The sequence below is a fragment of the Nocardioides sp. Z43_10 genome, assembly GCF_059766615.1.
In genome coordinates, this window is the sequence record NZ_JCBAJY010000001.1 from 521,971 (window position 1) to 534,910 (window position 12,940).

Genomic DNA, 12,940 nt, shown 5'->3' on the forward strand with positions numbered 1-12,940 from the left:
ACTCTAGCGGCCGACCCGTCGCCACCCGGCAGGGGCGACTAGAGTGACCTCTCGTGTCCGACGCCGCGCCGCCCCCGCTCAACATCGCCGAGGTCCAGCGCACCGTGACCGCCCAGCTCGATCGGATCGGTCCGGTCATCGACGAGCTCGGCGCCCGTTTCGCCGACGCCGGCGAGAGCCTGGCCCTGGTCGGCGGGCCGGTGCGCGACGCGATGCTCGGCCGGCTCCAGAACGACCTGGACTTCACCACCTCGGCTCGTCCCGAGGTCACCGAGCGGCTGCTCAAGGGCTGGGCCGAGGCGCTGTGGGACATGGGGCGCGACTTCGGCACGATCGGGTGTCGCAAGGGCGAGTGGCAGATCGAGATCACCACCTACCGCTCCGAGACCTACGACCCGGACTCCCGCAAGCCGGAGGTCGACTTCGGCGACTCCCTGGTCGGCGACCTGGGCCGGCGCGACTTCACCGTCAACGCGATGGCGGTCGCCGTGCCGGGACGCACGTTCGAGGACCCCTACGGCGGTGTGGTCGACCTCGCCCACCGCGTGCTGCGCACCCCCGGGCGCCCGGAGGACTCCTTCTCCGACGACCCGCTGCGGATGATGCGCGCCGCGCGGTTCGCCGCCCAGCTCGGGTTCACGGTCGCGCCCGAGGTGGTCGAGGCGATGCGGGCGATGGCCGCGCGCATCGAGATCATCTCCGCCGAGCGGGTCCGCGACGAGCTGGTCAAGCTGGTCTGCGCGCCGTACCCGCGCCGCGGGCTGAGCCTGCTCGTCGAGACCGGGCTGGCCGATCACGTGCTGCCCGAGCTGCCGGCCCTGGCCCTCGAGCGCGACGAGCACCACCGCCACAAGGACGTCTACGAGCACACCCTGACCGTGCTGGAGCAGTCGATGGAGCTCGAGCACCGGCTCGTCGAGACCGGCCAGCCGGCGCGCCCCGACTTCGTCTCGCGCTTCGCGGCGCTGATGCACGACGTGGGCAAGCCGCGGACCCGCAGGTTCGTGGGGGACGGGACCGTGACCTTCCACCACCACGACGTGGTGGGCGCCAAGATCACCCGCAAGCGGATGAAGGCGCTGCGCTTCTCCAACGACGAGATCGACGCCGTCTGCACGCTGGTGGAGCTGCACCTGCGCTTCCACGGCTACGGCACCGGCGAGTGGACCGACTCCGCGGTACGCCGCTACGTCCGCGACGCCGGCGACCAGCTCGAGCGGCTGCACATCCTGACCCGCGCGGACTGCACGACGCGCAACAAGCGCAAGGCCGATCGGCTGCGGCGCACCTACGACGACCTCGAGGCGCGCATCGAGCGGCTCTCGCAGCAGGAGGAGCTGGCCTCGATCCGGCCCGACCTCGACGGCAACCAGATCATGGAGATCCTGGGCATCGGCCCGGGTCGCGAGGTCGGTGAGGCATACAAGCAGCTGTTGGAGCTGCGCATGGACCACGGACCGCTGGGGTATGACCAGGCGCGCGCGGCCCTGCTGGCATGGTGGCAGTCGCGCGCGGCCGACTAGGTCCGGGCCCACCCGGGTCCGAGCCGTCGGTGCGCGCGAGCCGCGTTTCCGTGTCCCGAGACCCCGGAGTGTGTGAATGTCTGAGTTCGAGCCGTTGATCGAGGAGTCGATCGAGGTCGACGCCCCCCAGGTGAAGGTCTGGGCGCTGGTCTCCGACCTGCCCCGCCTGGCCGAGTGGAGCCCGCAGGTGGTGCGCACGATCGTGCGCGGCGGCCCGATCCAGCTGGGCACCTCGATGGTGAACATCAACCGCCAGGGCCTCAAGGTGTGGCCCACCCGCACCAAGGTGGTCCGCTTCGAGCCGCACGACGAGATCGCCTTCCGGGTCAAGGACAACTACACGATCTGGTCCTTCAGCCTGGAGGCCACCACCAGCGGCGGCACCCGGATCACCCAGCGTCGCGCGGCTCCCGACGGCCTCTCGGGCATCTCGATGAAGCTGACCGAGAAGGTGCTCGGCGGCCAGCAGGCGTTCACCGCCGAGCTGCGGGCCGGGATGCGCCAGACGCTGGAGCGGATCAAGGCCGAGGCCGAGTCGGCGATGGCGGGGACCCGATGAGGAGCGAGCTCTTCGAGCAGAGCAACCTGCAGGCGGCCGGGGACGAGCGCTTCGCCCTGCAGAACAGCCAGATGCTGCGGGTCCGGGTCGGCCCCGACCTGCTGGCCACCAAGGGCACGATGGTCGCCCACCAGGGCCACGTTCAGTTCCACCACGAGAAGGCCGGCAGCCTCGGCAAGCTCGCGATGAAGGTGCTGACCAGCGAGAACCTCAGCCTGATGCGCGTCAGCGGCCAGGGCGACGTGTGGTTCGCCGACGAGGCCGGCTTCGTGCACCTGCTGCACCTGGAGAACGAGGGCGTCTCGGTCAACAGCCGCAACATCCTCGCCTTCGACGCCAGCCTGCAGTGGGACATCAACCGCACCAAGGGCGCCGGCATCGCCTCGGGCGGGTTCTTCAACACCACGATCGGCGGCACCGGCACCCTGGCCGTCACCGTCGTCGGCAAGCCCGTCGTGCTCGACTGCTCCCAGCGCCCGACGTACGTCGACCCGCAGGCCGCCGTGTGCTGGTCGGCCAACCTGGTCCCGGGCATCCACAACTCGATGAACGTCTCCTCGGTGCTGCGCGGCGGCACCGGCGAGGCGTTCCAGTACGTCTTCCACGGACCCGGCTTCGTGGTCGTCCAGGCCTACGAGTGGAAGCCGGTCACCAGCAGCTGAGGCACGAGCCCCCTACGAGAGACGGCCCGCCCGGATGATCCGGGCGGGCCGTCGTCTCTGCTGGCTCAGCAGGGCGGAGAGGAGGTCACTCCTCGCCGCGGATGAACGCCTCCACGCGAGCGCGACCCTCGTCGTCGGGCAGCTGCACCGGCGGGGACTTCATCAGGTAGGACGACGCGGAGATGATCGGGCCACCGATGCCGCGGTCCTTGGCGATCTTCGCCGCACGGATGGCGTCGATGATGATGCCGGCCGAGTTGGGCGAGTCCCAGACCTCGAGCTTGTACTCGAGGTTGAGCGGGACGTCACCGAACGCGCGACCCTCGAGGCGCACGTAGGCCCACTTGCGGTCGTCGAGCCACGCCACGTAGTCGGACGGGCCGATGTGGACGTTGCGGTCGTTGATCTTGTCGGCCAGCGAGCCGGTGAGGTTCGACGTCACGGCCTGGGTCTTGGAGACCTTCTTGGACTCCAGACGCTCACGCTCGAGCATGTTCTTGAAGTCCATGTTGCCGCCGACGTTGAGCTGGTAGGTGCGGTCCAGCGTCACGCCGCGGTCCTCGAACAGCTTCGCCATCACGCGGTGGGTGATGGTGGCGCCGACCTGCGACTTGATGTCGTCACCGACGATCGGGACGCCGGCGTCCTCGAACTTCTTCGCCCAGACCGGGTCGGAGGCGATGAAGACGGGCAGGGCGTTGACGAACGCCACCCCGGCGTCGATCGCGCACTGCGCGTAGAACTTGTCGGCCTGCTCCGAGCCGACCGGCAGGTAGGAGACCATCACGTCGACCTGGCGCTCGCGCAGCACCTGGACCACGTCGACGGCCTCGGCGCTCGACTCCTCGATGGTCTGGCGGTAGTACTTGCCCAGACCGTCGAGCGTCGGGCCACGCAGGACCTCGACGCCCAGGGTGGGGACGTCGCTGATCTTGATGGTGTTGTTCTCCGAGGCGTTGATGGCCTCGGAGAGGTCCTTGCCGACCTTCTTGTCGTCGACGTCGAAGGCGGCGACGAACTCGACGTCCTTGACGTGGTAGTCGCCGAAGGCGACGTGCATCAGGCCAGGCACGCTGGCGTTCGGGTCGGCGTCCTTGTAGTACTCGACGCCCTGGATCAGGGAGGTGGCACAGTTGCCGACCCCCACGATTGCTACTCGTACCGAGCCCATCGGGATCTCCTGTCTTCTCGGTTCGTTGGTGGTGGTCAGCCCTGTGGCTGTGCCTCGGGTAGGTGGGGTTTCGCGACGCCCGGGGGCGACTCCGGTGCCGGCTCCGGGCTCTTCGCGATGCTGCTGCGACGGGCCTCGTGCTCGGCGTTGATCAGGTCCGAGAGCCATCGGACCTCGCGCTCGACGGACTCGACACCGTGGCGCTGGAGCTCCACGGCGTACCGGTCCACTTCCTTCTGGGCCCGCGACAGCTGGCTCTGGACCCGCTCGAGCCGCTCCTGGAGGCGGGTGCGGCGTCCTTCCAGGACACGCAGCCGGATCTCCATGTCGGTGCGACCGAAGAAGGCGAAGCGGATGTCGAAGTTGTCGTCCTCCCACGCGGTGGGACCGACCTCCGACATCAGTCGCTTGAACTCCTGCTGCCCGGACTCGGTCAGCTGGTAGACGATGCGCGGGCGCCGGGTCACGGTGGCCGGGGCCACCGTGGTCTCGGCGATCAGGTTGCTGCGCAGCATCTTCTTCAACGCCGGGTAGAGCGAGCCGTAGGACAGCACGCGACCCCACCCGAGCATCAGGTTGAGCCGCTTGCGGAGCTCGTAGCCGTGCATGGGTGCCTCGTGCAGCAGTCCGAGGACTGCTAGCTCGATGGTCTCTCCACGACGTGCCACGCGACCTATCGTAGCGATATATCCGTGCACGGCGAATACCCGGGCCACCCCACGAGTTGCGTACGCTGGGGGGTGCGCTCGGGTGGCGGCCTGTCCGCCTGCCCGGGTGCGGCCACGTCGTCGACCAGCGGAGACCCCAGTTGAGCGGAAAGCGCAAGGCAACCGAGCAGACCCCCGGCGGCAAGCAGACCAAGCCCAAGAAGGGCCTGGTACGCCGCATCTTCCACTGGTTCCTGTGGCTTCTGCTGGCGGCCGCCCTGCTGACGACGGCGATCGTGGTCTACCTCTACCAGAGCACCGACCTGCCGGATCCCAACAAGGACTTCCAGACGCAGACGACGAACATCTACTACGAGGACGGCAAGGCCGAGGTCGGCGAGTTCGCCACCCAGAAGCGTGAGTCGATCACCCTCGACAAGATGCCCGACCAGCTCAAGGACGCGGTCGTGGCCGCGGAGAACCGGAGCTTCTGGACCGACCGCGGCATCGACCCCAAGGGCATCCTGCGCGCGGCGTTCAGCAACGCCAAGGGCAACGCCCGCCAGGGCGCCTCGACGATCACCCAGCAGTACGTGAAGGTCGCCTACCTCAGCCAGGAGCAGACCGTCACGCGCAAGGTCAAGGAGGCGTTCCTGGCGCTGAAGATCCAGCGCCAGATGAGCAAGTCCGAGATCCTCGAGGGCTACCTCAACACGATCTACTTCGGGCGCGGCGCCTACGGCGTGGAGACCGCCGCCGAGGCGTACTTCAACAAGCCGGCCAAGAAGCTCAACCTGCGCGAGAGCGCGGTGCTCGCCTCGGTGCTGAACAACCCCTCGGGGATGGACCCGGCGAACGGCCCGGAGGCCAAGGCCCGGCTGCTCGACCGCTACGAGTACACCCTCAACAGCATGGTCGAGATGGAGACCGCCACCGCCGAGGAGGCCGAGAAGGCCGCCCGGCGCCTGCCGAAGTTCCCCCGGATCAAGGAGAACAGCCAGTACGGCGGCCAGCGCGGCCACGCCCTGACGCTGGTCAAGGACGAGCTGCTGCGCCTGGGCTTCAGCGAGGAGGAGGTCAACGGCGGTGGCCTGAAGGTCACCACCACCTTGAGCGAGAAGGCGATGAACGCCGCCAAGGAGGGGGTGCTCGAGGAGCGTCCCGACCTCAGCGACAAGGAGATGCACATCGGCGTGGCCAGCGTCGAGCCCGGCACCGGCGCGCTGCGCGGCTTCTACGGCGGCCAGGACTACCTGCGCTCGCAGATCAACTGGGCCCGGGCCGGCGGCATGGCCGGCTCGACGCTGAAGCCGTTCGCCGTCGCGACCGCCCTCAAGGAGGGCTTCGCGCTCAAGGACACCTTCGACGGCAACTCGCCCTACGAGCTGCCCGACGGCGGCGAGGTGGAGAACCAGGGCGACGAGGACTACGGCACGGTGAGCCTGCTGACCGCGACCGAGAACTCCATCAACACCGCGTTCATCGACCTCACGCTGGCGCTCGAGGACGGGCCGCGCAAGATCATCCGGACCGCCAACCAGATGGGCATCCCGGCCGAGGACGGCAGCAACTACGGCTTCCCCCGTCGCAGCCCCGGGCTGGAGCCGGTCACCGGCGTCGCGCTGGGCAGCGCGGTGGTCAGCCCGATCAACATGGCCAACGCCTACGCCACCATCGCCAACGAGGGCGTCTGGTCCGAGCCCTACCTGATCGAGAAGGTCGTCGACCGCTACGGCGACGTCAAGTACAACCACCGGGTCAAGAACCGCCAGGCCCTGGAGCCGGACGTCGCCGCCGACGTCTCCTACGCGCTGCAGCAGGTGGTCTCCTCCGGCTCGGGCACGGCGGCGCTGTCGCTGGGCCGCCCGGCCGCGGGCAAGACCGGCACCGCCACCAACGGCGACGGCGGCGTCTCGTCGGCCTGGTTCACCGGCTACACCCCGCAGATGGCCACCTCGGTGGTGTACCTGCGCGGCAAGGGCAACGAGGACCTGGAGGGCTTCCTGCCGGAGTTCTACGGCGGCTCCTACCCGGCCCGGACCTGGACCTCGGTGATGCTGCGGGCGATGGACGGCCTCGAGGTGCAGGACTTCCCCGAGCCGGCGTACGTCGACGGTGAGGCCCCGGCCAGCGGCCACGCCCCCTACGTCCCGCCGCCGACGCAGGAGTCGAGCCCGAAGCCCACCAAGAAGCCCAGCAAGAAGCCGAGCAAGGAGCCGACGCCCACCCCGACGCCGACGCCGACGCCGACCCCCACCCCGACGCCGAGCGACACGCCGTCGCAGCCGACCGTGCCGTCTCCTCCCGTCACGCCGCCCACGACGCCCACTCCGGGCGGCCTCGGGGGTCGCGGCGGCGACACCGACACCGACAGGTGACCCGGCCCGTGGCCCGGATCGCACCCACCCGTGACGACGGGGTCGTGCGAGCGCTCAGCGAGTCGGTCGGAGGACCGCTGGGCCACCGGGCCACCAGGCACCCGTGGTGGACGCCGCTGCGGGTGCTGCTGGCGCTGACCGCGATCAGCTTCTCCCTCGGGCTGGTGCAGAAGGCGCCGTGCTGGACCGGGGGCTGGCACGACGACCACACCCGCTACAGCGCGATGTGCTACTCCGACCTGCCCTACCTCTACACGGGCCGGGGCTTCGTGGAGCTGGCCTGGCCCTACGACGACGACGTGGACGTGCGTGAGCGCCACGAGGTGATGGAGTACCCGGTCGGGATCTCCTACTACGCCTGGGCCACGGCGTGGGTGACGCACTGGATCAGCGGCTCCCCCGACCTCGAGGAGCGCTACCGGACCCCCGAGGACCAGCTCTGGGCGGCGCCCGGCGTGGAGCAGGAGCGCAAGCTCTACGTGGCGGTCAACGCCATCGGCTTCGCCCTGGTCGCGCTGCTCACGACGTACTTCCTGAGCCGGGTGAACCCGCGCCGGCCCTGGGACGCCGCGGGCTGGGCGCTCTCGCCGGCGCTGGTGCTCACCGCGATGATTAACTGGGACCTGCTCCCGGTGGCGCTGGTCGCCGCCGCGCTGTGGGCCTGGGCGCGCGACCGGCCGCTGCTCACCGGCGTGCTGATCGGGCTCGGCACGGCCGCCAAGCTCTACCCGCTGTTCCTGCTCGGCGGGATCCTGGTGATCTGCCTGCGCCAGCGGCGCTGGCGCGACCTGGCGCTGGCCAGCGTCGCGGCCGCGGTGGCCTGGGTGCTGGCCAACCTGCCCGCCTACCTGAGCGGGCCCGAGCAGTGGAAGGTCTTCTGGAGCTTCAACTCCGAGCGCGGCCCCGACCTGGGCTCGCTGTGGCTGGTGGTGGCGCAGGCGGGGGACCTCACCATCTCGGCCGACGTAGTCAACAAGGGCTCCTGGGGGTTCTTCCTGCTTTGGTGCGTGGGCGTGCTGATCCTCGGGCTGCGCGCGCCGCAGACCCCCCGCCTGGCCCAGCTGGGCTTCCTGATCGTGGCCGGGTTCCTGCTGGTGAACAAGGTCTACTCGCCGCAGTACGTGCTGTGGCTGCTGCCGCTGGCGGTGCTGGCCCGGCCGCGCTGGCGCGACCTGCTGATCTGGCAGGCCGGCGAGATCCTCTACTTCGCGATGGTGTGGTGGTACCTCGGGGGCTACCTGGCCCCGGCCGGAGGCGGCGACGCCGGGTTCTACTGGCTGGGCATCGGGCTGCGGGTGGCCGCCGAGATCTACCTGGTGGTCGTCGTCGCCCGCGACGTGCTCGTGCCGCGCCACGACCCGGTGGAGCGTGACCCGGTCCGGGCCCCGGTGCCCGCCACCGCCGAGCCGCCGCCGCTCGCGCGCAGCTGACGGCTCAGCGGACGGCTCAGCTGACCTCGACCCGGTCGAACCAGGTGGCGGTGTAGCGGACCCGTACGTCGAGCTGCTCGCCCGGCGCGGGCACTCGGGCGTCCTGGGGCAGGAACAGCATCGAGGCCTGCATGTGCGGCGGCTCGGCGAAGAGCCGCTGCTTGCCGTCGATGCTGAACGGCGAGCGCACGAAGCCCATCGCGTCCAGCCCGCCGCGGGCCAGCGAGGCCGCGCGGGCCTTCATCGAGGTGTCCCCGGTCGGCGCCTCCAGCCCGATCCCGTGGGCGGTGCCTCCGCTGACCACGAGGATGGTGCCCGAGCGCGGCGCCGTACGGCCGCGGTAGCCGAAGAGGTCGCCCCGCTCCACGGGGTGCACGTCGAGCACCGTCGAGCTGACCTGCAGGGCCCCGCGGTCACCGAGCCACAGGGCGGTGCCGATCCGGGGCCGGATCGTGAAGTCGGCGTACGACGCGCGCAGCTGGGTCAGCTCGGCGCCGGTCAGGTGGCTGACCCAGACCGTCGAGGTGTCCAGCCCGGCGGCCACCACGTCGGTCATCAGCCGGTGCACCTGGGAGAGGTGGGAGCCCTGGGCCAGCGGCAGGTGGAAGGCCACGCCCTCCAGACGGGCGTGCGGGTGGGCCTGCAGCAGCGGCGCGACCGTGCGCAGCTCGCGCGCGCCCATCCCGTGGCGCAGCATCGTGGTGACGTGCTCGAGGACGAAGCGGGCGTGCGGGTCGAGCGCGAGCAGCGCCGGCAGGTCCTCGGCCCGGCTGACCGTGTGGATGACCCGGCGGGCCAGCGCGGGGTCGATCTCGGGGCTCACCTCGAGCGCGGCGCCGAAGGGTCGCCAGGGGGTGAGCACCAGCAGGTCGCCGTGGAAGCGCTGGGCCACCTCGGGCAGCTCGCTGTAGGTGCCCACGGCCAGCGTGTCGCCGCCGAGGCCGTTGTCGTGCAGCCACTGCGTCTTGCGGGCCAGCCGGGCCAGGCCCAGGCCGTAGCCGTTGCCCTTGGCGACCGGGACCAGGCCCGGGGCCTCCTCGGCGACCCGCTTGAGGTGCGCGCGCCAGCGGGGGCCGTCGACGGTGAGGGTGAGGCTCATCGCGTCACCGCCGCTTCATGTAGAGGTCGAAGGCCTTGTACAGCGGCCGGTTCAACGGCAGGTCCCACTCCCCGGCGTACTCGACAGCCTCGCCGCCGGTGCCGACCTTGAACTGGATCAGCCCCAGGTGCGGGTCGTCGGCGGCCAGGGTGTCGGTGATGCCGCGCAGGTCGTAGACCTCGGCGCCGGCGGCCAGCGCGTCGCGGATCATCGCCCACTGGATCGCGTTGGAGCCGCGCACCTCGCGCTTCTCGGTCGACGAGGCGCCGTAGGAGTACCAGGCGTGGGTGCCGACCCGGATCGCGATCGTGGCGGCGACCAGGTCGCCCTCGTGGTGGGCCAGGTGCAGGGTGAACCGCTCCGGTGCCTCGGCGCTCAGCGCGTCGCGCATCGTGCGGAAGTAGGAGAGCGGACGCGGGGTGAAGTGGTCGCGCTCGGCGGTGTGCAGGTAGAGGGCGTGGAAGGCGGCGAGCTCGTCAGGGCCCGAGCCGGTGCTGAGCACGACGCCGGACTTGTCGGCCTTCTTGATGTTGCGCCGCCACAGCTGGTTCATCCCCTTGAGGACCTCGTCCTCGGTGCGTGGGGTGCCGTCGGGGTGGGTGAGCGGGACCTGGAAGACGTACTGCGGCTGGCCGGCCGCGAACCCGCCCTCGACCGCCTGCGGTCGCCACCCGAGCTCGTCGAGCTGGGAGACCACGCAGGCGCCGACCTGGCTGCGCTCGGTTGGCGGCAGCTCCCCCAGGAGGCGGACCGACTCGTCGGCGATGCCCTCCTTGACCTGGGCCGCGCTCCAGCGCCGGGTGATCACCGGCGGGCCCATCCGGACCCCGAAGGCGCCCTTCCTGCGCAGGTGCGCGGTGAGCGGGGCCAGCCAGGGCTCCAGCTCGTCGCAGCCCCAGTCGATGACCGGGCCCTCGGGCAGGTAGGCCAGGTAGCGCTTGAGCTTGGGCAGCTGGCGGTAGAGCACCAGGGCCGCGCCCACCATCTCCTCCGCACCGTCCGGCCCGGGCCGGAACCAGCCCAGCGACTCGCGGCGCCATTCCTGCTTCACCTTCCCCCAGGCGGGGGTCTGCAGGAAGCTCGCCGAGGGCCGGCTCGCCACGAAGGCGAGATGCTCGGCGTCGGTGACGGTGCGGACGATCAGGGGAGCGGACACGGCCCCGAGGCTACCTGCGCCGCGCCCTGCGCGCGCCGTGCGCCCGCCCACCCCCGGAGGGTCGTGTGCCCCACGCCGCGCTGCGCCGCGTCCCCAGGCACACGACCCGGCGGGTACGACGCGCTCACAGGCGGCTGGTGACCGCCTCGAAGTCGGCGCGGTGCTGGGCGGCGTCGCCCGGGGTCTCGAAGACCACGGGGGCGCCGGCCTCGCGGACCACGGCGGCGATCAGGTCGGCGCCGATCGTGCCCGAGCCGAGGTTTGCGTGCCGGTCGGCCCCCGAGCCGAACGCGTCGCGGCTGTCGTTGCAGTGCACCAGGTCGATGCGCCCGGTGATCGCGGTGACGTCGGCGACCACCGTCTCCAGCGCGTTGCCCCCGGCGTGGGCGTGGCAGGTGTCGAGGCAGAAGCCGACCCGGTCGAACTGCTCGGCGGCCGAGATCGCGTCCCAGACCCGGCCGATCCGGTCCAGGTGGCGGGCCATCGCGTTCTCGCCCCCGGCGGTGTTCTCGATCAGCAGCGGGACCTTGAGGTCGGTGGCCTCGACGGCCTTGCGCCAGTTGTCGAAGCCCTTCTCGGGGCTGTCGGTCTTGTTGACGTGCCCGCCGTGCACGATCAGGCCCTTCGCGCCGATCGACGCCGCGGCGTCCACCTGCTGCTGCAGGATCTTGCGCGAGGGGATCCGGATCCGGTTGTTGGTGGTGGCCACGTTGAGCACGTAGGGGGCGTGCACGTACAGGTCGATCCCGGCCTGCTCGGCGTCCGCGCGCAGCGCCTCGGCGCCGCCGGCGTAGGCGATCTCCGGGCCCTTCCAGCCCTGCGGGTCGCCGAGGAAGAACTGGACCAGGGACGCGCCGCGGGCCTTCGCCTCGGCGATCGGGTCGGTCTGGTCGACGTGGGCACCGAGGAGGAGGGTCATGGCCGCCAGTCTAGGAAGCCCGCCCGAGGCTCAGGAACGCCCCTGCATCACCTGGGCCAGCATGGCGAAGTCGGCGTTCCCCCCGGTGTGCACGACCGCGACCCGGCGTCCGGCGACCCGCTCGCGCTCGGTGAGCAGCCCGGCCAGCGCGAGCGAGCCCGCGGGCTCGGCCAGGTTGTGGGTGGTGCGGTAGGTGAGCGCCATCGCCTCGGCCGCCTGCTCCTCGGAGACCCGGACGATCCGGGCGGCGCCGGCGTTGATCCGTGAGACCGCGGTGGGGTCGGGCTCGCGGCAGGCGACGCCGTCGACGAAGGTGCCCGCCCGCTCGGTGGCGACGGGGCGCCCGGCCTCGAAGGAGCGCGCGTAGGCGTCGGCCTCGGCGCTGACCACGCCGACCACCTCGGTCTGACGGGCCAGCAGGTCGCGCACCACGAGGTGGGCGCAGATCCCGCTGCCCATCCCGACCGGGACGTAGACCACGTCCAGGTCCGGCACCGAGGTGTGCAGCTCGGCGGGGTACGACGCGACGCCCTCGACCAGCCACGGGTGGAAGGCCGGGACCGGGATCAGCCCCCGCTCGGCGGCGAGCCGGCCGGCGTGCTCGCGCGCCTCCTGGAAGTCGGCGCCGTGCACGACGAGCTCGGCGCCGTAGCCCTCGATCGCGGCGTTCTTGTCCGGGCTGTTGTGCTCGGGGACCACGATCACCACGGGCACCCCGTGTGTGGCCCCGGCGAAGGCGAGGCTCTGCCCGTGGTTGCCGCGGGTCGCCGCGACCAGGCCGGGCACCGGCCCGGCGCCGGGGTCCCGCTCGGTGAGCAGCCGGGCGAGGAAGTTGAGTCCGCCGCGCACCTTGAAGGCGCCGGTCGGCAGGTGGTTCTCGTGCTTGACCCAGGTCTGGGTGCCGGTGAAGCGCTCGAGCAGCGGCCAGCGCCGGGTGGGGCTGGGCTCGACGTGGCGGCCGACCCGCTCCCGGGCCAGCGCCAGGGAGGCCGCGGTGATCCCCAGGGCCGCGGCCGCGCCACCGGTCGGCACCCCGGACCCGTGCCGCCCGGGCTGGATCGGCATCGAGGGTGGCACCCCGGGCACCGGCGTCGTGGCGACCTTGATCTGGGCGAGGGTGAGCGCGATGTCGGCGCGGTCGGCCACGCCTGCCTCGAGGTGGCCCAGGAAGTCGTGCAGCATCCGCAGCCGCAGGATCGCCAGCGGGTTCCCGAAGCGCGAGCGCCGACCCTCCAGCACCTGGATGAACATCGGCACCGAGACCCCGATGGTGCGCGCCACCTCGGCGGCGGGCAGACCGAGGACCTGGTGCAGGCGGCGTGCCAGGACGTCGACGGACTCGCCGTACAGCTCGGACTGCCGGCGGCGCCGTTCGCTCACGTCGTCCACGTCCACC

General features: G+C 71.4%; 11 protein-coding genes. 5 read left to right on the top strand and 6 right to left on the bottom strand.

Annotated elements, in window-relative coordinates; translation table 11 throughout:
- The first annotated feature begins 53 nt into the window (after nucleotides 1-53).
- The 3 genes from AC6EI4_RS02520 (at nucleotide 54) to AC6EI4_RS02530 (ending at nucleotide 2,744) form a co-directional block, all read left to right on the top strand.
- On the top strand, nucleotides 54-1,523 hold the full coding sequence (locus AC6EI4_RS02520; protein WP_498450469.1) for a CCA tRNA nucleotidyltransferase: 1,470 nt from the start codon (nucleotides 54-56) through the stop codon (nucleotides 1,521-1,523).
- 76 nt (nucleotides 1,524-1,599) lie between these two features.
- Nucleotides 1,600-2,082 (top strand): SRPBCC family protein, encoded by a 483-nt coding sequence (locus AC6EI4_RS02525; protein ID WP_498420017.1) that lies wholly within the window; start codon nucleotides 1,600-1,602, stop codon nucleotides 2,080-2,082.
- Entirely contained in the window at nucleotides 2,079-2,744 is a 666-nt protein-coding gene (locus AC6EI4_RS02530; protein WP_498420015.1) for an AIM24 family protein, read from the top strand. Before AC6EI4_RS02525 ends, AC6EI4_RS02530 begins: the two co-directional genes overlap by 4 nt.
- A gap of 85 nt (nucleotides 2,745-2,829) precedes the next feature.
- Here the strand turns inward: AC6EI4_RS02530 and AC6EI4_RS02535 are convergent, their stop codons facing one another.
- Entirely contained in the window at nucleotides 2,830-3,915 is a 1,086-nt protein-coding gene (locus AC6EI4_RS02535) for an inositol-3-phosphate synthase (RefSeq protein WP_498420014.1), read from the bottom strand.
- A gap of 35 nt (nucleotides 3,916-3,950) precedes the next feature.
- Nucleotides 3,951-4,583: a PadR family transcriptional regulator gene (locus tag AC6EI4_RS02540; RefSeq protein ID WP_498420012.1), complete on the bottom strand. Its 633-nt coding sequence runs from the start codon at nucleotides 4,581-4,583 to the stop codon at nucleotides 3,951-3,953.
- Nucleotides 4,584-4,723: 140 nt separating this feature from the next.
- On the opposite strand from AC6EI4_RS02540, the gene AC6EI4_RS02545 reads away from it, so the two are divergent.
- Nucleotides 4,724-6,940: a transglycosylase domain-containing protein gene (locus tag AC6EI4_RS02545; RefSeq protein WP_498420010.1), complete on the top strand. Its 2,217-nt coding sequence runs from the start codon at nucleotides 4,724-4,726 to the stop codon at nucleotides 6,938-6,940.
- An 8-nt stretch (nucleotides 6,941-6,948) separates the two neighbouring features.
- Nucleotides 6,949-8,370 (top strand): glycosyltransferase family 87 protein, encoded by a 1,422-nt coding sequence (locus tag AC6EI4_RS02550; protein ID WP_498420008.1) that lies wholly within the window; start codon nucleotides 6,949-6,951, stop codon nucleotides 8,368-8,370.
- 16 nt (nucleotides 8,371-8,386) lie between these two features.
- Here the strand turns inward: AC6EI4_RS02550 and AC6EI4_RS02555 are convergent, their stop codons facing one another.
- The 4 genes from AC6EI4_RS02555 to AC6EI4_RS02570 all read right to left on the bottom strand — a co-directional run bounded on the left by AC6EI4_RS02555 (nucleotide 8,387) and on the right by AC6EI4_RS02570 (nucleotide 12,933).
- On the bottom strand, nucleotides 8,387-9,469 hold the full coding sequence (locus AC6EI4_RS02555; RefSeq protein WP_498450470.1) for an alanine racemase: 1,083 nt from the start codon (nucleotides 9,467-9,469) through the stop codon (nucleotides 8,387-8,389).
- 4 nt (nucleotides 9,470-9,473) lie between these two features.
- Nucleotides 9,474-10,625, bottom strand: coding sequence for a lipid II:glycine glycyltransferase FemX (locus AC6EI4_RS02560; RefSeq protein WP_498420005.1), 1,152 nt, complete (start codon nucleotides 10,623-10,625; stop codon nucleotides 9,474-9,476).
- Between the two features lie 124 nt (nucleotides 10,626-10,749).
- Entirely contained in the window at nucleotides 10,750-11,544 is a 795-nt protein-coding gene (locus AC6EI4_RS02565) for a deoxyribonuclease IV (protein WP_498420004.1), read from the bottom strand.
- Between the two features lie 30 nt (nucleotides 11,545-11,574).
- Nucleotides 11,575-12,933, bottom strand: a complete 1,359-nt coding sequence (locus AC6EI4_RS02570) for a threonine dehydratase (protein WP_498450471.1) — start codon at nucleotides 12,931-12,933, stop codon at nucleotides 11,575-11,577.
- Nucleotides 12,934-12,940: the final 7 nt, after the last annotated feature.